Annotated in this window: 18 protein-coding genes; 6 read left to right on the forward strand and 12 right to left on the reverse strand. The window is 73.7% G+C overall.

The genetic code is table 11. The features are described 5' to 3' along the window. Positions 1 to 110: 110 nt before the first annotated feature. The 10 genes from C1701_RS02365 to C1701_RS02415 all read right to left on the reverse strand — a co-directional run bounded on the left by C1701_RS02365 (position 111) and on the right by C1701_RS02415 (position 6,102). Positions 111 to 413: an antibiotic biosynthesis monooxygenase family protein gene (locus C1701_RS02365; protein ID WP_337662089.1), complete on the reverse strand. Its 303-nt coding sequence runs from the start codon at positions 411 to 413 to the stop codon at positions 111 to 113. Then, complete coding sequence (locus C1701_RS02370) at positions 410 to 760, reverse strand: antibiotic biosynthesis monooxygenase family protein (protein WP_026419122.1); 351 nt, start codon at positions 758 to 760, stop codon at positions 410 to 412. Before C1701_RS02370 ends, C1701_RS02365 begins: the two co-directional genes overlap by 4 nt. Then, positions 757 to 1,092 carry a hypothetical protein gene (locus C1701_RS02375; protein WP_103055455.1) on the reverse strand — a complete coding sequence of 112 codons (336 nt, stop codon included), beginning with the start codon at positions 1,090 to 1,092 and terminating at the stop codon, positions 757 to 759. Before C1701_RS02375 ends, C1701_RS02370 begins: the two co-directional genes overlap by 4 nt. A gap of 379 nt (positions 1,093 to 1,471) precedes the next feature. Beyond that, a complete protein-coding gene (locus C1701_RS02385) occupies positions 1,472 to 1,936 on the reverse strand; it encodes an SRPBCC family protein (protein ID WP_030105120.1) in 465 nt (154 codons plus the stop codon). After that, the gene (locus C1701_RS02390) at positions 1,936 to 2,199 is read right to left on the reverse strand and encodes an acyl carrier protein (RefSeq protein WP_030105119.1); all 264 of its coding nucleotides are present in this window, start codon (positions 2,197 to 2,199) and stop codon (positions 1,936 to 1,938) included. The genes C1701_RS02385 and C1701_RS02390 overlap by 1 nt, the downstream gene beginning before the upstream one ends. 71 nt (positions 2,200 to 2,270) lie before the next feature. Then, the gene (locus tag C1701_RS02395) at positions 2,271 to 3,530 is read right to left on the reverse strand and encodes a ketosynthase chain-length factor (protein ID WP_026419127.1); all 1,260 of its coding nucleotides are present in this window, start codon (positions 3,528 to 3,530) and stop codon (positions 2,271 to 2,273) included. Between the two features lie 50 nt (positions 3,531 to 3,580). After that, on the reverse strand, positions 3,581 to 4,876 hold the full coding sequence (locus tag C1701_RS02400; RefSeq protein ID WP_026419128.1) for a beta-ketoacyl-[acyl-carrier-protein] synthase family protein: 1,296 nt from the start codon (positions 4,874 to 4,876) through the stop codon (positions 3,581 to 3,583). Then, complete coding sequence (locus C1701_RS02405; protein WP_030105117.1) at positions 4,873 to 5,301, reverse strand: cupin domain-containing protein; 429 nt, start codon at positions 5,299 to 5,301, stop codon at positions 4,873 to 4,875. The genes C1701_RS02400 and C1701_RS02405 overlap by 4 nt, the downstream gene beginning before the upstream one ends. After that, complete coding sequence (locus C1701_RS02410) at positions 5,298 to 5,633, reverse strand: TcmI family type II polyketide cyclase (protein ID WP_026419130.1); 336 nt, start codon at positions 5,631 to 5,633, stop codon at positions 5,298 to 5,300. The genes C1701_RS02405 and C1701_RS02410 overlap by 4 nt, the downstream gene beginning before the upstream one ends. A 100-nt stretch (positions 5,634 to 5,733) precedes the next feature. Further along, positions 5,734 to 6,102, reverse strand: a complete 369-nt coding sequence (locus tag C1701_RS02415) for a SchA/CurD-like domain-containing protein (RefSeq protein ID WP_051314028.1) — start codon at positions 6,100 to 6,102, stop codon at positions 5,734 to 5,736. A gap of 445 nt (positions 6,103 to 6,547) precedes the next feature. On the opposite strand from C1701_RS02415, the gene C1701_RS02420 reads away from it, so the two are divergent. Beyond that, positions 6,548 to 8,455 carry an AfsR/SARP family transcriptional regulator gene (locus tag C1701_RS02420; RefSeq protein ID WP_337662090.1) on the forward strand — a complete coding sequence of 636 codons (1,908 nt, stop codon included), beginning with the start codon at positions 6,548 to 6,550 and terminating at the stop codon, positions 8,453 to 8,455. Positions 8,456 to 9,104: 649 nt separating this feature from the next. On the opposite strand, the gene C1701_RS02425 is transcribed toward C1701_RS02420, so the two are convergent. Continuing rightward, a complete protein-coding gene (locus C1701_RS02425) occupies positions 9,105 to 10,934 on the reverse strand; it encodes a BTAD domain-containing putative transcriptional regulator (protein ID WP_337662091.1) in 1,830 nt (609 codons plus the stop codon). A gap of 1,385 nt (positions 10,935 to 12,319) precedes the next feature. Here C1701_RS02425 and C1701_RS02430 point away from each other — a divergent pair. Further along, positions 12,320 to 13,666 (forward strand): MFS transporter, encoded by a 1,347-nt coding sequence (locus C1701_RS02430; RefSeq protein WP_051314031.1) that lies wholly within the window; start codon positions 12,320 to 12,322, stop codon positions 13,664 to 13,666. Between the two features lie 1,631 nt (positions 13,667 to 15,297). Here the strand turns inward: C1701_RS02430 and C1701_RS02440 are convergent. Then, a complete protein-coding gene (locus C1701_RS02440; protein ID WP_103055458.1) occupies positions 15,298 to 15,567 on the reverse strand; it encodes a hypothetical protein in 270 nt (89 codons plus the stop codon). 151 nt (positions 15,568 to 15,718) lie between these two features. Between C1701_RS02440 and C1701_RS02445 the strand changes: the two genes are divergently transcribed. The 4 genes from C1701_RS02445 to C1701_RS02460 all read left to right on the forward strand — a co-directional run bounded on the left by C1701_RS02445 (position 15,719) and on the right by C1701_RS02460 (position 22,346). Continuing rightward, entirely contained in the window at positions 15,719 to 17,008 is a 1,290-nt protein-coding gene (locus C1701_RS02445) for a helix-turn-helix domain-containing protein (protein ID WP_026419131.1), read from the forward strand. A 60-nt stretch (positions 17,009 to 17,068) separates the two neighbouring features. Further along, entirely contained in the window at positions 17,069 to 17,794 is a 726-nt protein-coding gene (locus C1701_RS02450; RefSeq protein ID WP_103056938.1) for a toll/interleukin-1 receptor domain-containing protein, read from the forward strand. Between the two features lie 62 nt (positions 17,795 to 17,856). After that, positions 17,857 to 20,007 (forward strand): hypothetical protein, encoded by a 2,151-nt coding sequence (locus C1701_RS27035; protein ID WP_337662092.1) that lies wholly within the window; start codon positions 17,857 to 17,859, stop codon positions 20,005 to 20,007. Further along, on the forward strand, positions 20,004 to 22,346 hold the full coding sequence (locus C1701_RS02460) for a hypothetical protein (protein WP_103055459.1): 2,343 nt from the start codon (positions 20,004 to 20,006) through the stop codon (positions 22,344 to 22,346). Before C1701_RS27035 ends, C1701_RS02460 begins: the two co-directional genes overlap by 4 nt. Positions 22,347 to 22,489: the final 143 nt, after the last annotated feature.

Below are 22,489 nucleotides of genomic sequence, written 5' to 3' on the forward strand. Positions count from 1 at the left end.
CGTCGGGACGTCCGGGGTCGGGTGCTGGGCTGGGCTGGGCTGGGCTGGGCTGGGGACGAGTGTCGACGCGGCCACGGGTGCGGGGGCCCGCCCCCGTGGCCTTCGCCGTCTCAGCCCGGGGAGGCCGGCTGGTACAGGCCGTACCCCCCGGCCAACGGTCGGCCGCTCGGCACGCGCAGCGGCAGCGGAACCCGGTCGTGCTGCTCGCCGCCCTGCCAGGACCGCAAGGCGTCCAGGCTCTCCCAGCGGCTGGACAACAGGTACTCGTCCGGTTCGGACACCGAGCGGAGCAGCTCGTCGGAAAGCAGCCCGGGCACGGCGCGCAGCCCCGCGCTGACCACCCGGTACGCGCGTTCCAGCTCGTCGGGGTCGGGGTGGGTCCTGAACAACAGGACCTGGATCGGACCGGTCATCCGGCCGCCTCCCATTCGGCGTGGCTCCCCGCCCGCTGGCCGGGCGGGAGGTGCGTCAGGACCGTCATCGTCGTCATCGACCCACCGGCGCGGAACGGGCGCAGGGCGCGGCGGTGCACGACGTGCCGCTGGCTGTGCTCGAACTCGTGGAACCCCTCCGCGTCGACCCAGTCGCTCTGCACCCAGTACACCCCGGGGTTCTCGGCGTCCCGGCCGAACCACTGGCCGAGGTTGGCGGGATGGGTGGTGGCGGCGGCACCGACCTCGGCCCACGCTCGTTCGAAGCCCTCGGTCATGCCGGGGCGCACCTCGATGCGCAGCAGCACCCGGAACACGGACTCACTCATCCGAGGAAGCCCCCGTCCACGCTGGACCTGGCCCCGGTGTCGTCCGGGGAGTGGGCTCCGGCTGGTCGAGGCCCGTCGTCCTGGCCGTCGGGACGGGCCGGACCGGGTGCGTCGGCGGTGCGGGGCCGTCGGCGGTGCGGGGACGCCGGCCCCTCCACCTCGTGTCGGACCGCCGGGCGACGGGGTGGGGGCGGCGTCGCGCCCCCCATCCCACGCGGAACGCCGGTGACCAACGCGGCTCCACCGGCCGGCCGTGCGACCTCGGCGAGGATGGCCGGGTGGGCACCGATGCGGTCCGGTCCGACGCGGTGAGGACGGTCGGCCGCGCCCACCGGCCGATCCTCCCCGGTCCGGCAAGCGCGTCCCGGACGTGGTGATCGGTCACGACGACGGTGTCTGGCGGCGCTCAGCGCCCATCCGCTCCCAACGACGGTGGCTCTCAGCCCTCCGGGGGTGGGTGCGACGTGGCCGTCGAGATCCGGGGTCATGGCGTCTCCCTCCGCTGACGGGTGCGGGTGCGGCCCCTCGGGCCGTCGGGGGTGCGGTGCTCCTGGGGAGCGGTGGTGTCGGGGTGCGCCGGGACGTGGCGGGCGGGCCGGGCGGTGCGGCGCGCCGGCTCCACCCGGAACCCGTCGGTCGAACCAGGACGGGCCCCGGCGGGATCGCGGTCCTCCGCGCCCGACGCGGTCACGGCGGGCCGTGCTGGACCGGTCAGCCCGGCACGGCGGCCCGGGCGGCCGCCTCGACCTTCTCCTTGATCAACGCCATCTGGGTGCGGGAGTTGCCGTTGACCCGTTCCTCCATCGCGGCGTCCCCGAGCAGCGCGGTGGGCTTCATCTCGAAGTCCTGCACCCAGCGCATCCGGACGCCGTCCTCGACCTCGTCGTACTGCCAGTAGATCCACATGTAGCGGAACGCCCCGGTCTCGACCCGGTGGGCGCGCACGGTGCGGGTCTCCACCTCCGGTGTCCGTTCGGACACCCACGACCAGACCCGGCCCTGCTCGTCGGGGTACATGCTCAGCCGGAACCGCACCGTCTGACCCCGGGTCTCCAGGATCTCGGCGGTGGCGTACTCGCTGAACAGCTCGGGCCAGGACGCGACGTCGTTGGTCATCGACCAGACCAGGTCGAACGGCGCGTTGATGACGATCTCGTTGTCGGTGTGGACGGACATCAGGAACGGTTCCCTTCCATCGCCAGCCGGTTGATGTACTCCACTGCCCGGTTCGGGGTCGGCATCTCCTCCACCGCCTCGTCGGGGATGACGATCCCGTGGGCGCGCTGGACGTGGCTGACCAGTTCCAGGACGGCGAGCGAGTCGTAGCCCAGGTCGCCGAACTCCAGGTCGCCGATGTCGCCGGCGAGGTCGACTCCCTCGTCCACCCCCGCGCTGGACCGCATGATCTGGCGGAGTTCGTCGAGGTCGAACCTGCTCATGGTGTCTCCTTCCTCGGTTCGCGTGCCGTTGTCGTGCGTGGACCGGGGCCGCGGGTGGCGCGGCCCCGACGTCAGTGGGTGCGGTCGCCCCGGCCCAGGACGAGCGCGCCGGTGAACCCGGCGTAGCCCCGGGCGACCACGAGGGCGTGCCGCAGCGGCACCTCCCTGGGTTCGTCCTGGACCAGGTCGATCTCGTGGTCCGGGGACAGCCGGATCGGACCGTGCGTCGGCGGGATGACCTGGTCGCGCAGGCTGAGCAGCGCGGTGGCCACGTCCAGCGCGGCCCCCCCGCCCAGCAGCCGACCGGTGAGGGTCTTGGGCGCGGTCACCGGCACCGCCCCGGGGCCCAGGACCTCGGCGAGGGCGGTCGCCTCGACCTGGTCCCGGCGGTGTTCCCCGGCGGCGTCGGCGAAGACGACATCCACGTCGGAGGGGTCGAGCCTGGCGTCGTCGAGCGCCTGCCGGATCACCCGGGCCAGCACCGGGGGCCGGCCGGCGGTCATCGACTGGTCGAACCCGGCCGCGTAGCCGAGCACCGTCCCGTAGCCGCGCCCGGCGCCCCGCGTCGCGGCTGACTCCTCGGTCTCGACCACCAACAACGCTCCCCCCTCCCCCGGCAGGTGACCGTGGGGGGTCCGGTCGAAGGGCAGGTAGGCGGTCTCCGGGTCGTCCACCGTGGAGACGCATCCGCTGCGCAGCTGCGACACCAGGCCGTAGGGGCCGAGCGACGCGTCGGTCCCCCCGGTGACCACCAGCCGGGTGCCCTGCCGCAGCAACCGGCGGCCCTGCCCGATCGCGTCCAGCCCGCCGGCCTGCTCCCCGCAGAGCACCCCGCAGGTCCCGCGCATCCCGTGCCGGATGGAGATCTGCCCGGTGGTGGCCGCGTAGAACCAGGCGATCGACTGGTAGACGCTCACCCAGTTCGGGCCGTGCTGGTACAGGCTCTCCATCTCCCGCTGGCCGAACTCGACGCCGCCCGAGGAGCTGGCGGTGACGACGGCCATCTCGTACTCGGGGAGCCCCGCCGGGTCGACGTCGGCGTCGGCGAGCGCCTCCTCGGCGGCGGCGAGACCGAAGTGGGTCCACCGGTCGGTCTGCGGGACGAGCCGGTCGGGAACCCGCGTCCGGCTCTCGAACTCCGGGACCGTGCCGGCGTGGCGGACCGGGTACACCGAGGCGTCGAACCGGGTGATCGGCCGGATGCCGCTCCGACCGGCCAACACCGCGTCCCAGTGGTCGGCGGTGGAGGTTCCGGTCGGGGCGACCACGCCGAGCCCGGTGACGACCCCGGCGTTCCTGGCGGTGGAGGTGGTGCGTGTCGGGCGGCCCATCCTGTTTCCTCTGCTTCCGACGGCGGGGGACGACTTTCTCCTGCCCCGGGTCAGCCAGGTCCGGCGTCGACCGGGACCCGGCCCGGCCTGGCGAGGAGCATCGCGCTCTGGAAGCCGCCGAACCCGCTCCCGACGCTGAGGACCGCGTCCATCCGGTGCTCCCTCGCGACGAGGGGCACGTAGTCCAGGTCGCACTCCGGGTCCCGACCCCGCAGGTTCGCGGTGGGCGGGACCACTTGGCGGTCGAGGGCCAACGCGCAGGCGGCGACCTCGATGGCGCCGATCGCGCCCAGCGAGTGCCCCACCATCGACTTGATCGAGCTGACCGGGACCCGGTAGGCGTGCTCGCCGAGGCTGCGTTTGAACGCCGCCGTCTCGTGCCGGTCGTTCTGCTTGGTCCCCGAACCGTGGGCGTTGACGTAGTCGACGTCGGTGGGGTCCAACCGGGCCTGGTCGAGGGCGACGCGGATCGCCTCGGCCATCTCCCGGCCGTCCTTGCGCAGACCGGTCATGTGGTAGGCGTTGCTGCGGCTGGCGAAACCCACCAGGTCGGCGTAGACGTGGGCGCCCCGCGCGCGGGCCGCCCCGGCCTCCTCCAGCACGAGCACCGCCGCGCCCTCCCCCAGCACGAACCCGGCCCGGTCGCGGTCGAAGGGCCGGGAGGCGTGCTCGGGGTCGTCGTTGCGGGCGGTGGTGGCCTTGATGGCGTCGAAGCAGGCCGCCGTGATCGGCGACAGCGGCGCGTCCGTCGCCCCCGCCAACACCACGTCGGCGCTGCCCTCCGCGATGAGCTGCGCGCCGTGACCCACGGCGTCCAGTCCGGAGGTGCAGCCCGTGGACACGAGCGTGCAGGGCCCCTCCGCGGTGACCTCCCTGGCGACCTCGGCGGCGAAGGTGCTGGGCACCATGTACTCGTACAGGTGCGGCACCCCGTAGGTGTGGTCGACCAGCCAACGCCTGCCGTCGTCGGAGAGGACCATGTACTCCTCCTCCAACCTGGTCGTGTTCCCCACCGCGCTGCCGATGCTCACGCCGACGCGGGCCGGGTCCACCGAACCGGGCGGTGGACCGTCGAACACCCCGCTGTCGGCGAGCGCCTCCCGGGTGGCGACCAGGGCGAACTGGGCGGCCCGGTCGAGTCGCCGCACCTCCTGCGAGGTCAGACCGCTGGCCCGGCCGTCGAAGTCCACCTCGGCCCCCACCTGGGACCGGAAGCCGCTCGGGTCGAACAGGCTGATCCGCCGCGTGGCACTGCGACCGGCGACCAGCAGCGACCAGAAGGACTCCCGGTCACCGCCGCCCGGGGCGACCACACCAACACCGGTGATCACGGCGCGCCTGCTCATGACCTGTCGCCCACGTCCATGTGCGGCTGGTCGGGGTTGGCCAGCGGTTCGGTGTCCACGTGACCCAGTTCCGGTCGCGGTGCCAGCGGCCCGAGGTGGAACACCACGTGGGCCGGTGCCGTCCCGGTGTTCGTGACCCGGTGGCGGACCCCGATCGGGACGAGCAGCGAGTCGCCCGGTCCGAGCGTGGTCACCTCGTCGTCGAGGGAGACGGCGAGCTCCCCGGACACGAGGTGGATGAACTCCTCCGAGTAGGGGTGGTAGTGCTCGGTGACGTACTCGTGCGGAGCCAGGCGCAGCTCACCGCCGAACCCGGAGGTGGAACCCACCGTCCGGGGGCTCAGCGTGACGCGGATCTCCCCACCCCGACGCCGGTTGACGACGGCGTCCGCGACGTTGACCTTGAGCGGCCCGGTTGTCCTCACTGAATCCGTCCTTCCTGAGCGGTCCAGGTGTAGAAGGGTTGGGCGACGGCGTCCTTCGGTTCTTTCCAGTTGGGGTCGTAGGCCGAGACCAGGGAGGACAGGTCGGTGTTGACCCGCTGGTACAGCGGTGTCTGCCGTGCCCGGTACAGCGCGGGCCAGATGTCCTGCTCGGCGAGGATGAGGTGGAAGTAGAGGTCGTGGAAGGTGAACAGCGTTCGCCGCGCGACCCCCACCATGTGCGGGAGTTCGGTGGCGTCCGACGCGGCGAACGCGTCGGCGATCTGGCTGGTGTCGTCGGTTCTGAGCCGGGCGACGATCAACGAGCTCCACATGGCTGGTCCTCCTGGGTGGGCTGTGCTGGTTGGGACGGGGACGGCGGGAACGCGCCGGCGTGGAACCCGGCCGCGACGGGCGGGGGCGCGCTCGGCCACGTCACGACGTGGTGGGGTGCTGGGCGGGGCGGCGCCCGCCGACGTCCGTGAGGCGCGGGCGGGGCTCCTCGGGGCTGGCGGTGTCCCGACGCCCGACGAGGAACGGAGCGCCGCCCTCCTCGACGTGGTGGGCCCTGGGGCGGCGGGCGAGGTGGTCGACGAGCATCGGCTGGTCCCCCTGGTCCTCGATGACCCGCACGACGACGTCGTCCCGGCCCCACGGGGCCGCGCCCCGGAACTCGGCGGCCGCCCCACCCTCGGGGCCGGTCAGCGGCGTCCGAGGTTCCCGGCCGTCGGAGCCGTCGACGGGTCGCGCGATCTCGGACTCGTCGCCAGGTTGGAGCCGGAACAGGGCCGCGGCGTGGGGCATCGGGCTTCCTCCGTCTGCGTGGTGCTGGTGGGGGCGGCACCCGCGCGGCACGTGGCGCGCGGGCCCTCCCCCTGCGGGGCGCGGCGCAGGGACGCCGCCCCGTGGATCGACCTGTCAGCCCTGCTCGGGGCCCGCGCGGTCTCCCGTTCGGGCACCCCGGTCAGGCGCTCCGGCCCCACCGTGGCCGCCGGCACTCGAACCGGACTCGGTCCGGACTCGGCCACCGGGGGCCACCACCCTCGACCAGGGCTCCAGCGCCGTCCCAGACCAGGACGAGTCGGATGGACCAGCATCGGAACCCAACCGGCGGAATGGTGGCCAGCGGGCGCGCCGACGGGGGACGACCCCGGGGACCACCCGCTTCGGCAGAGCCGGCGGCGTGACCACGGCGGTCCACCCCGGTTCCTCCACCGCCCTCGCGCACCTACCACCAGTTGGGACGGGCATGTCAGCAGTGAGAGTCCGGGTCCTCGGTCCATTCGAGTTCCACCACGGTGGGACGGCGGTGACCCCGAGCGCGGCGAAGCTCCGGCAGTTGCTGGCGCTGCTGGCGGTTCGGGAGAACCGGCTGGTCCGCAACGACCAGATCATCGAGGAGCTGTGGGAACAGCACCCGCCGCGCAGCGTGAGCACGACCCTCCAGACCTACGTGTACCAGCTGCGGAAACTGATCCGCCCCCACGAACGGCTGGACCGCCGCGGCGCCAGGGTGCTGGGGGCGGGATCCTTCGACCTGGAGACCACGGCCAACGGCTACCTGCTGCGCTGCTCCCCCGGTGAGGTGGACGCCGGCGCCTTCGAACGGCTGGTCCGGCAGGGCAACGCCGAACACGCCGGGGGCCGGCTGGACACCGCCGGGCGGCTGTTCCGGTCCGCGCTGGCGTTGTGGCGGGGCCCGGTGTTCGCCGACCTCAGCCAGGGGCCCCTGTTGCAGGCGGAGGCCGTCGGGTTGGAGGAGCTGTACCGCAACGCCACGGAGCGGCGGATCGAGATCGACCTCCAGTCCGGCCGGCACCACGAGGTGTTGGGTGAACTGACCGGCCTGGTGGCCCAGTACCCGACCCACGAGGGCTTCCAGACGAAACTCATGCTCGCCCTGTACCGGGCCGGTAGACGGTCGGACGCGCTCCACGTGTACCAGCGGGCCCGGGAGGCGCTCAGCGCCGAACTGGGCCTGGACCCCTCCCCGGCGATCCGCCGGCTGCACGCGCAGGTCCTGGCCGCGTCCCCGGTGCTCGACGTTCCCTCGCTGACGTTGACCCGCCGCCAGGTCGGTCCCTCGGAGGCGCCACGGCACCTGCCCGCGCGGCCGGCCGCCCTCGTGGGCCGGGACTCCGAGGTCGCCTCGGCCGTGGCCGCCCTCGCCGTGCCCGAACAGCGCGGAGCGGTCGGGCCGACGGTCGTCCTGGTCACGGGTGGGCCGGGCTGCGGGGTCTCGGCGTTCTGCTCCGACGTGGGGCACCGGGTCGCCCACGGGTTCCCCGACGGTCAGCTGCACGCCGACCTGGGTTCGGGTGTGGAGGGTGGTCTCACCCCGGGTGCCGCCCTCGCGTGTTTCCTCCGGGCGCTCGGAGTGCCGGCGGAGCGGGTTCCGGAGTGCCTGGAGGACCGGATCCGGCTGTTCCGCGGCCGCACCGCCGACCTGCGGCTGCTGGTCGTGGTCGACGGGCTCGCCGACTCCGCGCAGTTGCACGCCCTCATGCCCTCCGGCGCCGGCTGCGCCGTCCTCGCCGGCGCGCGCCGGATGTTGCCCGACGCGGCGGTGCGGCGGGCGGTCCGGCTCGGCCCGTTGGCCGAGGCGGACGCGCGCGGCCTGTTGCTCGCCGGGTTGGAGGACCACCGGGTGGCCAGCGAGACCGAGGCGGTGGGCGAGCTCCTCGCCCTGTGCGAGGGAGTCCCGAAGGCGATCGTCACTGCCAGGACCCGGCTGGCGGTGCGTCCGCACTGGACGGTGCGGCACCTGCTCCGCTCGGTGCGCACGGAGACCCGGTTGGGGCTGCCCACGGCCCAGCTGGGCATCGGGGAGAGCGTCGCGCGGGGGTTGGAGCCGCTGCCGGCGCAGGCCCGGCACGCGCTGCGGCTGTTGACCCTGGCCTTCGACGGCGGCTTCACCAGCGCGCAGGCGGCCGAGGTGCTCGACGTCGGCGTGGACGGGGCGGAGTCGTTGTTGGAGGAGATCACCGAACACCAGCTGGTGACGGCGGAGGCACCCTCCAGCGGGGCGGACGTGGTCCGGTACCGCTTCTCACCGCTGGTGCGGGCGGCGGCGGTGACGCTGGCCGGGTCGGGCCGCTCGGCGGACCAGCGCGGCTGGCACCTGGTGGGCGGCCGGCGGATCACCCCGGCCAGCTGACCCGCCCGGCCGGCCGGGCGGTCGGCGTCCTCGGGCGGAGGTACCGGAGCCGGCGGGTGGCGGCACGGGGCTGGGCCGCGCCCCGGTGCGGGGTTCGGACCGGCGGTGCGGTGGTCGCGCTGCCCCGGCCCCGTGACGAGGTGTGCCCGGACGAACTCGGGCGGTTCCGGGGGTCGCCGGGCCGTGCGACGGTCGCGCGGCGTGCTGGTCGTCCCCCCGCCGCCCGGGGAAACCGCCGCGGTGGTGGCCCGTGCCCCGGTGCGGTCCTTCGGGACCACCAGGCCTGGTCGCCGCCCCTGGGCGCCGGTTCGACCAGGGGGAAGGCCCCGGCTGGTGCCTCGGCACCCGCGAAGCCTGATCCATGTCGGGCGGAGGAGGGCACGCGGCCGGCACGGGCCGCGTCCGGGGTGGTGGCCGGGGCACGGCGGGCCTCCGCCCCGGGCAGCGGGAACGGAGGGGCCTGCCTCCCAGGAGCAGGTGCCCGACCGGTCACCCCGGGCACCCAGACGCCCGCCGGCTGCCCGGAGTGGACCCGGGCCCCGGCCGGCGGCCCGGAACACCGGGTGGCGGTCGCGCGCCGAACCCGTGGCCGGCGCTCCCATCCGCACCCCGCCCCGGCCGCGGGGGCCCGGCCGGGGCGGGACATCCGTCAGCCGTCGGTACCGGTCCGCCGCACCGCGTCCGGCCCGTCCACCGACGCTCGCATCCGCTCGCTGGCGAACAGCCGCAGCAGCGGGTGGAAGGTGAAGCGCAGCTCCGACTCGGCGCGGCCGGTCTCCCGCATCCGGGGTTCCAACAACCGCCACTGCGCCAACTGCATCAACACCTGGTCCGCGGCGACCGTCGAACAGCCCAGCCAGGGCGCGACCTGGTGCGCGGCGAACTCCGGTTCGTCGAGGGTGGCCAGCAGGCAGAGCGCGTCGAAGGCCCTCCGGGGCAGCCCCCGGCAGCCGGCCTCGAACCGCGCGCGCACGTCCAGGCCGTTGAAGGCGAGCAGGTCGAGCAGGCTCGCCGGGCTCGCCTCCAGCTGCCGGAGCACGTTGCGGATCGGCCACGGGCTGACGGCGGCGAGTCGCGCGCCGATGCAGCGGATCGCCAACGGCAGCCCACCGCACAGCCCCGCGAGGTGCTCGGCCTGTTCCCGCTCGGCCAGGACGCGCCGTCGACCGACCACCGAGGTCAGCAGTTCCAGGCACTCCCGGGTGGTCAGGGGTTCCAGGTCCACCGCGCGCGCACCGCTGACCTCGCCGAGGCCGCCGGGGGCGGCGATCAGCCCGGCGCAGTGCGGGCCGGTGGGCAACAGCGGCAGGACGTCCTCCGCTGAGGCGGGCGCGGTGAGGGAGACGAGGACCCGGCGGCTGGCCGTCCAGGTCCGGAAGACGTCGGCCCGTTCCTCGGTGCCCGAGGGAACCTCGGGTTCGGCGAAGCCGGCCGCCCGCAGGAACCGGGCGAGGGCGTCGTGGGCGCGGCCCGGACCGGCGCCGGCCATGTCGAGGTGGAACTGGCCGTCGGGGAACAGTTCCCGCACCCGGTGGGCGAGCTGGGTGGTGAAGGCCCGTCGGCCGATTCCGGGCAGTCCCCGCACCACGACCACCGGCCGGGACGTGCCGTCCTCCACCTGGGCGCGGACCCACGCCTCGCAGTCGCGGAGCTGGGTTTCCCGCCCCACGAAGTCCGGCACGGCCGGCGGTAGCTGGGCGGGGCTGCCGAGCACGGTCCGAGCGGACCGCACGAAGCCGGGCAGCAGCTGGGCCGGCCCGTCGCCGGCGAGGATGTCCTGCTGGAGCCTCCGCAGGTCGGCGGACGGCTCGAGTCCGAGTTCGTCGATCATCAACCGCCGCAGCCGCTGGTAGGTCGACAGCGCCTCGTGCTGCCGGCCGCACTGGTGCAGCGCGATCATCAGGTGCCCGTGGAAGCTCTCGTGCAGCGGGTGGGTGATCACGAGCTGCTTGAGTTCGCCGATGAGGTAGCGGTGTCGGCCCAGCCGGAGATCGGCCTCGATCCGCGTCTCCAACGCCCGCAGGCGGCTCTCCTCCAACCTGGTGACCTGTGCCGCGAGCACCGGACCGGTGTCCAGGTCGTCGAGCGCGGCCCCCCGCCACAGGCGGAGGGCCTGGTTGAGCAGATCGCTGGCCCGCACGGCGTCGCCGCTGTCCATCGCCCCCAGCCCGACCCGGACCAGGTCGAGGAAGCGGAAGGAGTCGACGTCCCGGGGTTCGATCTCCAGGCCGTACCCGCCGCGCCGGGTGAAGAACAGCCCGGTGGCGGTCGGGGACACGGCGACGAACATCTTGCGGAGCTTGTAGATGTAGGTCTGGAGGGTGGCGGGCGCGGTGGCCGGCGGGTTCTGGCCCCACAGCTCGTCGACGAGTTGTCTGGCCTGCACGAGCTGGTTGGGCCGCAGGGCGAGCAGCGCGATCACGGTACGCAGCTTGGACGGACTGGGCGTGCACTCGTGCCCGTCCAGCGTTATCTCCATCGGACCCAGGAAGTTGCATCGCAGCGGCACTGGAACCCCGACCCCTCGTTCACCAGACGTTGATCACGACGAACCAACCGACATGTCACACGGGTTCGACCTGCGGGCGGCGAAACGACAACGCCGGTGGGAACAACGTCGCGCCGGTGTTCAGGCTTCGGTTCCGCTCGCGGGAGGATGGGCCGGGATCGGCGGCCGCCACCGGCGATCTCCGCGGCACGGGACACCGTCGTCCTGGGTGCGTTTCGCTGGCCACGAGTCCGAGCGATGTCCAGGTGCCGCTGCGCCCGGAGCCGATCGTAACGGCAGGAATCGGATCGACGGAAGACGGTGACCTCGATCGCGCGACGCTGTCACCCGGATTCGCGACGAAATGCGAACGGGCGGGCACCGGGAACCGAGAATTAGGCGAACAACATTCACGTCCTGGCCGATCTGAACACCACCACCACCCCAACGAATGACCAGCGCCGACGCGGGCACGCACCACGCGTCGCCCCCCGGTGCCCACCGGTCCCAACACCCGCTCTCCGCACCGGGCACCCGATCGCGCGCCGAAGTGCCACCGGGCACCCGCGAGGCGACACCGAGCGGTCGCCGGGACGCCCCCGCGCGACCACCGCACGGTGAATGCCGCCCGACCGGGCGGCAAACGCACCCACATACCCGATGTGAACTGTTTCCTAACCACCAACAAACGGTGTACCGATTAAGATCGACACAAATCACATCCCCCGCGAAGCCGCGCCACTCCGGGGACTTCTCATGTTTTCCGACACGACCCGGCACCCGAATCGACATCACCCCTTCGGCGGCATCGAACTCGTCCACAATTGCTTTCTTACCCGATCGAGGAAGCAGTGGTACCGGCGATGACCTGCGGAAGGAGCGGAGTGTCACCGCACAGGGACCGTCCGTCCCTCCGGGGAGCCGGCGGCGGTGTCGCGGCTGGTCACTCCCCTTGCGGTCTTGTCGCCCGCCCAGTCCTGCGCAGGCGATTCACCCCGTTCCGCGCCGACCGTGCCGCAGCCGGGGGCGACCCACGAGCACTCTCCGGATTTTCGCAAGTCGATCTTCACTCCGAGGCGGGAAACGCGAGGGCCGCGCGGTAGCACGAACGAGTGTCGATCTCGCCGCCGCCAAGAAACAGGGAAAAGAGGCGATAGTGTCGCTCTCAGTAATCGGAATTTCACGCTCCGACCAGCGGGGGCGGGTGCGCTTCCCCGGTAATGGGGCGCTGTCTCCCGCTCCCGAATTCGTTTTCACTGGAGGTCACTGTGTCGGCCGACCGTGCTTCACGGCAGGCGTGGCTGATTTGGGCGGTTGCCGTCGTCGTCTACCTCGCCGCCGTCCTACACCGCGGCTCGCTCGGAGTGGCGGGCCCGATGGCGAGCGAGAGATTCGCGATCAGCTCCAGCGCGCTGGCCACCTTCACCGTGCTGCACCTGATCGTCTACGCGATCATGCAGATCCCCGCCGGCCTCCTCGTCGACCGGTTCGGGCCCAAGCGGGTGCTCGTCGCCTCGGTGCTGCTGATGGGCGTGGGCCAGGTGCTGTTCGCCCTCGGGACCTCGTACCCGCTGGCGCTGTTCTCCCGGGTCACGGTGGGAGTCGGCGACTCCCTGACCTGGGTCGCGCTGCTGCGCACCATCGCCGTCCACTTCACCGCGCGCAACTACGCGCTCGTGGTGGCGATGTCCAACGCGTTGGGCGCCCTGGGTGGCGTCATCGCGACCGTACCGCTGGCCCTCGCCCTGGGCTACGCGGGCTGGACCACCACCTTCCTGCTCCTCGGCCTGGGCACGCTCGGGTACTCCGTGGTCGTCGGCCTGGTGATGCGGCCGGGCCGGCTCGACGAGGACAGCACCGAGCCCCAGGGTGAACGGGTCGACGCCACCTCGGTGTTCCGGCAGTTCCCCCAGGTGTGGCGCATCCCGGGCACCCGGCTGGCGTTCTGGGTGCACTTCTCCACCGGGATGCTGCCCGGGATGCTCGGCCTGCTGTGGGGCTACTCCTACCTGGTCGAGTCACTGGGCCTGAGCCCGGCGACGGCGAGCATGGTCATCGGGCTGTTCGTCTTCACCGGAGTGGTTGGCGGACCGATCATCGGTGCCAGCATGCGGCTCCGCCCGGAGTCGGGCATGTGGTGGGTGCTGGCCTACCTCGCCCTGAGCATCACGGGAATGCTGCTGCTGACCCTGTGGCCCGACGGGACACCGCCGGCGATGTTGGCCTGCGTGGCGTTCCTGGTGTTCGCCAGCGGCGGCCCGATCACCGCCGTCGCCTTCGCCCTGATCCGCGACTACAACCCCATGCGGCAGATGGGCACCGCCATCGGCCTGGCCAACGTGGGCGGGCACCTGGCGACCGCCTCGTCCACCCTGCTCATCGGCGTGTTGCTGGACCTCAGCCGGTCGATGTCGGTCCAACACGCCTACCAGGTCGGACTGGCCGGGGCGTTCGCGATGCTGCTGCTGGGCTCGGTGCGCACCGTCGTCTGGTGGCGTCGCGCCAGGGCCGTGCACTTCGAGGCGCAGGAACGGGGCGAGGCGGTGCCGATGCGGCTCCGCCCCCGCCGGTGGGACGTGCGGGGTGACCGCCGCCGGGCCCTGGTGCCGGTGCGCCTCGAGGGCGACCCCGACCACTGGTCGATGATCCTGGTGGGACCAGGGGTTCCCGGCGACGAGGAGTGGGACTCCCCGAACCGGGTTCGGGAGAGGACTCCGCGATGACCCCACCCCACCCGCGCCCGCCGGAGTCGCGTTCCCGGCCCCCACCGCCGTGAGGTGGTCCGGGTGGGACGCGCACCACGGGCGCCCTCAGGGACCGGCGTTCTCCGACCCGGCCGCCACCGGGTCGGAGAACCGGTCGGCCCCACACCAGCCCGGGGGCCGTCGTCCCGGAACGACACCGCCGAGCCGGGCACGCCACGCGGGGGACGAGCACCGGTCGGCGGGACCAGCCCGACCGGCCACCAGTCGCCGCCGCGGAGCTGCCCCCGGGGAGACGACGTCCGCCTTCTCGTCCTCCACCACCACTCACCCGTGAGAGGAGGGCGGTCCCACCGTGGCCGCCCCACCACGCGCCCGCCACGGCCGGCCCAGCACCACCGGTAGCCCGGGCTCGGCCCCGCCGACCCACGTGGAACACCTCAGGTCCGGGCGGGACGGGCTCGTGCCACGCGCCCAGGAGGCGGCCTCTCGACGAGCCGACGCCGGTAGCCGCGAGATCCGGCGGCACGGCCGGCGATCGGCGCGACCGTCCGAACAGGCGCCCAGGGGCCGGCGGCCGAGCGACTCGCGTTCGCGGTCCGCCCGGGCCTCGGCGCGGAGGATCCGCTCGTCGGCGACACGCGGGCCTCGCGCCGTCCCGCACCGGCGTTCCCGCCCGCCGCACCGGGACGGGATGTCGCCGGTGGCGGAACGCTCGGCGGATTCGGGCCGTGCCCGGCGTGGGGCCAGGCACCGCGCGGACCCCCTCGCCCCGGGACCGCCCGGGGCGGCGCACCCGGGAGGCGGTGGGATGTCGTTCGGGTTGAACGACGACCACACCCGGTCGAGGGTTCGTCCGCCCGCGCGCGGCCGTTCGGCGTCGAGCCAGCACGGCGGCGCCGGTCCGAGGCGGAACCCGTTCTCCCCGGACGGTGGTCCACTCGGGAGGGCACCGCCGCTGGAGCCGCCGGCGCCTCGGCCTCAGGGCGGCCGGCCACCGCGTCCACTCGACCGTGACCGGGCGAACGGTCCTCGGGGCGGCCTCATCCCCGTCCGCGCCCCCGCACCCCACCCGGGACACGGCGAGGACCACCTCGAACACCGCCGGCCCTCCGCTAGGCCAGGACCTCCGCCAGGCCGAGCACGGAACCCGGCGGGATGGTCACCGGCGGGGTGCTCGGCGGCTCCGTTCGCCGCCTCGGAACGCACCGGCCGGGACGTGCGCTCGCGGCCGGTCCGATCCTGATCCCCCACCACCGGGCCGATGCTCGCCGGCCGGAGGTGCGCGGCAACCCCCTGCCGGGCCCCCGGGTCGTGGCACAGCTCGGCGAACAGCACTCCCGACATGGCGGGCACGGCCGCCGCCTGACGAGGACGACGCGCGGCCGTGCCTTCCCCCACGTTCCGGCTCCGTCCCACCGGTGCCGGTCCACGCGCCGACCCCCGACGGATACCCGCGCGAGTCCCGGAACCGGTGTGCCGCACAACCGAAACCGGGTGCGCGACACCGGAACGAGGTCCACCCACTCCCCCAACCAATTCCCCCGGTTGGGGGCTTTCGCGTTCCCCGACCACCGGCGCGACAACCGTTCGGCATTACCGGTTACCGGGGGTTGCCCGGCGCCACGCCAACTGGGAAACGGGAAACCCCGTCATCTTCCGGCTAACTCGCCGCTTTCCTCGACAGAATGCGGCGAGAACCGAGGTGAACAGGTGTCGCGTATGAAGACGAGCAGATCACGCCACCCGTCCGCGACGGCGACCACCGCGGCGGCCGCCACCAGGGCGAGCGGCAGCCGCCCGACCCCCGCACCCGCCACCAGCGACACCAACGCCCATCCCTGCACCAGGGTGAACAGCACCGTGCACACCAGGTGCGAGGCCGTGCCCCCCACCGCCGACCTCAGTCGCTCCCACGCCATGACTGCCTCCTCCCTCGCACGGGCGCCCGACACGTTCCGTAGTGTTGTCGGTGCTCCCCGTGTCCTGACTCAAGGGTCATCGGGGACGGACCCGGCAACCAGCGGTTTCCGCGTACCTCGCCGGGAGGCAACGGGAAACGGGGAGGCGCGAGTGGCGGAGGAATCCACACTGTTCGGTGCGGAGCTTCGACGGTTACGGAGGAAAGCGGGGCTGTCCCTGGGCGAGTTCGCGAATCTCGCGCATTACAGCAAGGGATACCTGAGCAAACTGGAGAACGGGTCCAAACCGGCACGCCCGGACGTGGCCCGCCGCTGCGACGCGGTTCTCCACGCTGACGGGAGACTCGCCTCCCTCGCCACCCCCCGGAAACCCGAACCCGCGACTACCGAGGTGGACTCCGAGGATCGCGAGGTATGGCTGATGAACCTCACCCAGGGCGGCTCCAGCTGGTTCCGACCCATGAACAGGAGAGACGCGCTCGCCCTCGGGGCGGGCTCGTTGATGGGTTTCACCCTCACCGGGCAGGGGGTGGCGGCCACGGCGGCCGAACAGCCCGCCGTGGACCTCTTCCGCGCGCTGTTCGAGAACCTGCGCACCCTCGCGCAGACCGCCAGCCCCAGCGTGGTGTTGCCCTCGCTCGTCACGCAGACCGACGCACTGCGCAACCTCGCCGGATCCGCCCCGGAGCGGACCCGAGTCGAACTGCTCGCGCTGTGCGCCCGCTACGCCGAACTCACCGGTTGGATGGCGCAGGAGTCCGGGAACGACCAGTCGGCCCTGTGGTGGACGCGGCTGGCCGTGGACCTCGCCACCGAGGGCCACGACCCGCACCTGGTCACCTACTCCCTCGTGCAGCGCGCTCTGGTCACCCTCTACCGGGAGGACGCCGCCCAGACCATCGACCTGTCCAGACGGGCCCAGCGGGACGGCCACGCCCCCGGCCGGGTGCTGGCCCTCGCGGCGAGCCGGGAGGCGCAGGGCCACGCGCTGGCCGGTGACCACACCGGGTGCCACCGCGCCCTGGACCGCTCCCGGGAGCTGTTCGCCCGCCAGGAGGACAACGAGGGCCCGGTGCTGGGCACCACCACGGTGGCCGACGTCGCGGAGATGACCGCCGGGTGGTGCCTGTTCGAGCTCGGCCGGCCCGCGCAGGCGGTGGAGGTGTTGGAGAAGCAGGTCGAGGCGCTGCCCGCGACGGCGCTGCGCAGCCGCGCCCGCTGGGGGCTGCGGCTCGCCCTCGCGCACGCGGCCGCCGGCGAGGTGGACCAGGCCTGCGCGCTGGCCGAACGGCTGCTCCCGGCGGTCACCGTCGTCAGCTCCGCCACCGTCGCCGTCGACCTCCGCAGGCTCACCCGCACCCTCGCCCGCTGGCACACCCACCGGGCGGTCCACGACCTGTACCCGCGTCTCACCGCCGCCCTGCGCTCCGAGGCGGTGTGAACCCCGCCGCGCGATCCCGCGCGGCCTGTCCCTCCGGAAAACCTCGAAGGAGAAGTGTCCGTGACACGCGTCTTCGTCAACTACCGCACCGGCGACGAGGAGATGGCCGCGACCCTGATCGAACGGGAGTTGTCCCGTCGGTTCGGGTCGGGGGTCGTCTTCCGGGACAGCAAGTCCATCCCCCCGGGGGCCGACTTCGAGGAGGCACTGCTGTCCGCCGTCCGAGGCAGTGAGGCGTTGTTGGCCGTCATCGGCGGCCGGTGGCTGACGGCCGGCTCCACCGAGGGGGGCCGGGCGGTGGACCGGGACACCGACTGGACGCGACGGGAGATCGTGGAGGCGTTCCGCCACGACGTGCGGGTGGTGCCGGTGCTCGTCGGCGGCCGTACCCGGCTCGACCGCGAGGAGCTGCCCGCCGAGCTGGCCCCGCTGGTCCGCTGCCAGTACCGCACGCTGGGCCCGCACACCGCGGAGGAGGACCTCGCCCGGCTCGCCGACTCGCTGGCCTCGGTGCTCCCCGGCCTCGCCCCCGCCGCGACGGCGGCGGACGGCGAGGCTCGCCCCGCCGCCACGCAGGCGACCACCAACAACATCGGGCGGGTCGACGGCCGGGCGGTGCAGGCCACGCACTACCAGGAGACCTACCAGGCCCCCGTGCACACCGGGAGCGGCCCGCAGTTCACCGCTCCCCAGTTCCACGGCGACGGCACCACCTACGTCGCCGGGGACAACCACCACGGCATCGTCCAGCACTGGGGCGGCCGGCGCGGGGAGGGGCGCCGGTGATCGGGGGGAACGGGGGTGGGGGCGGAGAGGGGACGCCCCCACCCCCACCGGGACCCGCCACGATGGTCGGGCCGGCGGCCGACGGGACCTCCGCACCGGCACCCACCGGGCCGCCGCCGGCCGCGCCCGCGTTCGACGGCGGCCAGGAGGTCGCCGGGGACGGCGCCACCCTGATCGGCCACAACCACGGCGGCACGCACCAGATCTACGGCGACGAGGTGCACCACCACGCGGAACTGATCAACAACGGCACGCTGTTCGTGACCAGCTCGGACGGGCGAGTCCGCATCAGCCGCGACCCCCGGCACATCAGCCGGGACCACCTGCGCCAGCTGGCGGACCGCTTCGTTCCACCGCCAAACCACGCCTGGGCGGCGGACCAGCTGGCGGTCAAGAGCATGGTCCTGCTGACCGGCCCGGCCGGGGTGGGCCGGCGCAGCGCCGCGCAGATGCTGCTGCACCACGACGACGACGAACGCGCCCGTTACCGGGAGCTCCCGGCGAGCTCCTCCGAGTCGGAAGGGGCGGCCCTCGGCTTGAAGGCCATCCTCGACCCGGAGGCGGTCCAGCCCGGAGAACGGTTGCTGTGGGACCTCGCCAGCCGCCCACCGGAGGACCCGGCCGAGCTGCTGTCCGGGCTGGACTCGTTCCGCACCGAGCTCCGGGACCGGCAGGCCCGCCTGGTCGTGGTCCTCAACGAGGACCAGCTCTCCCAGGTTCGGGACGAGTCACGGCCGCTGTTGGTCACGCTGGGGCGCCCCGACGCTCGCGCGGTGCTGGCGAACCACCTGCGGGCCGACGGGATCGCGTTCTCCAACGCGGAACTCGACGATCCTCGACTGAGCTCCCACGTCAAGTCCGACCCCATGCGCCAGCTCGCGAAGTTGGCCCAGCTCGTCCGGGACGCCCAGCACAGGGCCTCGGCGGACCTGCCGTTCGGAAAGCTCCTCGGGCAGGCGTTGGAAGCCCTGGACGGGCACGGGGACGACGTCGCCCAGCAGGTACGCCGCAACCCCTCCGCCCACTTCCGGGCGCTCCTCCTCACCGCGGCGCTGCTGGAGGGAGCCAGGTTGGAGTCCGTGCACCACGCGGCGGCCGGCCTCCTCACGAAGCTCCGCTACCCTCCCCAGGAGACCCACGTCCTCGAACGCGCCGACCTCGCCGAGCGGCTGGCGGCGGTCAAGGCGGTGGTCAGGGACGGTCGGGTCACCGGCTTCTCCACCCTCGCCTACGGTTCCGCCGTCCTCACCCACTTCTGGCGGTACTTCCCCGAGCTGCGCCGCGAGTTCCGCGCCTGGGTCGACGCCACCATGAGGCTCCGAAGCCTCACGGGGCGGGACCGGGACCTCGTGGTCACCCGCTTCGCCGAGCAGTGCATCAGGACGGAGGACTGGGAGGGCCTGTTCTCCCTCGTTCGGTACTGGGCTCATCGCGGCGAGTCAGGACGTCCGCCTTTCCTGCTGCCGCAGGTGGGGCGTGCACTGGACCACGGGCTGGCCGACCAACGCGCCGGATGGCGCTTCCGGCAGAAGATCTACCACTGGTCCCGGGACAGGGAGCTGCCGAAGGACCTCGCCCAGGTGCTGATCGGGCTGTGCGTCGAAGCCATCGTTCCCGACCACCCCGACCAAGCCCTGGTCCGCCTGCACCACCTCACCCGGCACCAGGAGGACAACGTCGTCGCCTCGGCCAGCGACGCGCTGGACGCCCTCGCTGAGGACCACCGCTTCCTGCGCCGCCTCCTCGACCGGCTGGCCACCAGGATGGACACCTCCGGGCCCCACCTGCACGGCGACCTCCGGCTGTTCCTCCAGGTCACCGCACCAGACCGGCTCACCGACCCACGTGGGCGCGCCCGTCCACTGCTCGCGGAGACCCAAGTTCGACGGCACCTGGTGCACTGCTGGGCGCTGGTCCTCTCCCACGAGCCGGAGTCCGGGTGGGAGCCCTCGGTATCGGACTGGCTCGCGGCGGTGGCGGAGGACACGCGGCGCGAACCGCTCCTCACGGTCCTGGTGGACGCCGCCATCAACGCCAAGGCGCTGAACCCGCTCTACCTCACGGCCCGGCGATGGGCGCTGGGCCGGGCGGTCAACGCCCAGGACACCGCCCAGCGGACCCACGTGGCCCGCGCTCTCCACCACCACATCAACCGCGCGCAGGGTCTGTGCCCGCTGGGGGCCGACCGGCGCGCTGAGGAGACACTGGCATGAACAGCGAAGAACTGTCCCGGATCGGGGCCATCGGCCTGATCGCCGCGATGGTGCCGCTGGTGCTCGGACTCGGCCTGAGCTGGCCGGCCCTGGTCTGGGTGCCGTTGGCCCTCGGCCTGCCCGCGGCCGTCGGCGTCTACGCCAACCACCAGTTCCGTACCCGGCGGCAGCGGCGGGAGTGGTACGGCTCGGTGGGGGCGCCCCCGTTCCCGCCGCAGGGCCCGGAGACGGCCTTCCCGCCCCTGCCGGAACCGGCCGCCGAGGAGCCGGAGTACGAGGAGTACCGGGAATCGGTGCGGTTGCCCAGCGACGACCCCGACTACCGGCTGAACTTCTCCTGCACCGTCTGCTGGCGGGCCACCGGCTCCGGCGCGCCGGAGGGGCTGCGGCGGCTGGCGGGGAACACCGTGATCACCCGGGCGCTGGCGGTCACCCGCGTCCAACCCGCCACCGAATGGGAGGTGACCGCGCACCTGGTCGCCGCCGAGCTGGGCAGGCTCCTGCCGGACGGCTCCGGTCGCGTCGAGGTGTGGGCGAAGGACGTGGAGCTGACCCTCTCGGACGAGGACCAGCGGAGGCTGGACCGGCTCGGGGAGCTGCGCAAGGACGCGGAGGTGCGGGATAGGGAACGCGACCAGGAGCGGGCGGAACGCGCCTACCTCGGGGACGACGTCCTCAGCAGCACCGGCAGCGCCACCGTCTGGTGGCTGGCCCAGAACACCCGGGACTCCAAGAAGGTCGAGGAGACCGTGAACATGCTGGGAAGCCTCGCCACCCTCTCCGCGGCGGCCCACGGCACCGAGATACCGGCGGGGGTGCGGCGGTTGATCGCCGACTCCGTCGGGGAGGGCGCGGGCGGATGCGGGGCGACCGACCACCAGCACATCCCGACCGAGCACATCACGGTCACCGCGCATCCGGAGGTGGGTGGCCAGCAGGGACTGTTCCACGACGGCGCCTTCCACCCCAACGGCTACTCCTCGGGCGCCCACTTCACGGTGTCGGCGACGACGTCTCCCTGGCCGGACGGCGGGGACCCCGGGGCCGTGGACGACGGTTCGGACGCACTGGGGCACGTCGACGGCCTGGCGCGGGACCTGTTCCCGCCGTCGGACCAGCCGGGGCGGATGGTCTTCTTCGACCGCCTCGCCGATCTGGTCGCCGTGCACGGGGGCGAGGAGCTGTCCTCGCGGATCCGGGAGCACTACGACGTCCCCGGGCTCCCGCCGGAGGACGTGGCCTCGCCCGAGGTCGCGGGAGCGGGCGGTGACGGGGAGGCAGGTGTGAGCGGCACCGCTGGCGAGGACGCCAGCCGGGCGGACGACCAGCGGGGGCGGGGTGAGCCGGAGCGCGGGGCGACTGGCGGACCGGGCGATCCCTCGGGGCAGTGGCCGTGGTGGCGGAACGGCGGCGACCCGGACGGCGCGGGGGCGTCGGACCGTCCCGCGCCCGCCCAGTCGGCGGAACAGCGGGGGAGCGACGCCCCGCACCGCGCGGGGGAACGCTCGGACGCCGCGCTCGTCACCCCGGCCGCCGCACCCCCGGGCACACCGGTGACGACACCCACCCCGCCCGCCTCCGGCACTCCCTCCACCTCCCGCTCCGACTCCGAACGGCCGCCCGCGACGAACCCCGACCAGGAGGGCACCACGCCGAACGGCGCCACCGGCGGAAGTCAGGCCGAGGCCGTGCCCGGAGCCTCCGCGACCCGCACCAATGCCGTCCTCGCGGAGGAGCGGGCGGCCGTCGCCCCCGCACCACCCGACAACCCGACGGTGACGGGTCCCCGGGCCACCTCGGACCTCGGCGACGCGCCCGCGTCCCCGGCCGAGGTGACCAGCCCCCCGCCAGGGAGTCCGGCGGAGACCCCGACGTCGCCCGTCACGACCACCGGAACCGGCGGGCTGTCCGAGGCGGACGGCACGGGCGAGGAGGACACCGCGACCGTGGCCCCACCTCCTCCGACCGCCGCCGCGCCACCCGCGGCGACGACCACGTCCGATGACCGCCCCTCCCCAGCCCCACCGGCCGAGCCGAAGGCCACGCCGCCTCCGACCGGCCCGGGTACCACCTCGTCCACACCGCCTCCCGCCGTGCCGACCTCGCTGAGCGACCCGGACGGCAGGCTCGGGCACGCCGGGTTCTGGAGCCCGACCACCGGGTACGCCCCGCCGTCGCTCACGACCAGTTGGTCCGATACCCAGCACCGCGAGAACGGGTTCGGTGTCCGGCCCTGGACGGGATGGGAGGCGGAGGACCCGCCGACCAACGGGCACGACCCGTTGGGCCCCCGGCCCGACGAGGACGGGTTCGACCAGCGGCGACCGAACTCCTCCTGATCTCCCTCCCCGGCCGGCCCACGTCCTCCGTGGGCCGGCCGGCCCGCGTCACGGCCCCCGAGCCCCGTCCCGTCGGGACGACGCCGAGCACCGGGCCGCCGGCTCGGTTGCCCCCTCAGCCCGAGGACCGGGTTCCTGGACGC

This window comes from Actinoalloteichus sp. AHMU CJ021 (assembly GCF_002895405.1).
In the GTDB taxonomy this organism is placed as follows: Bacteria; Actinomycetota; Actinomycetes; order Mycobacteriales; family Pseudonocardiaceae; genus Actinoalloteichus_B; species Actinoalloteichus_B caeruleus.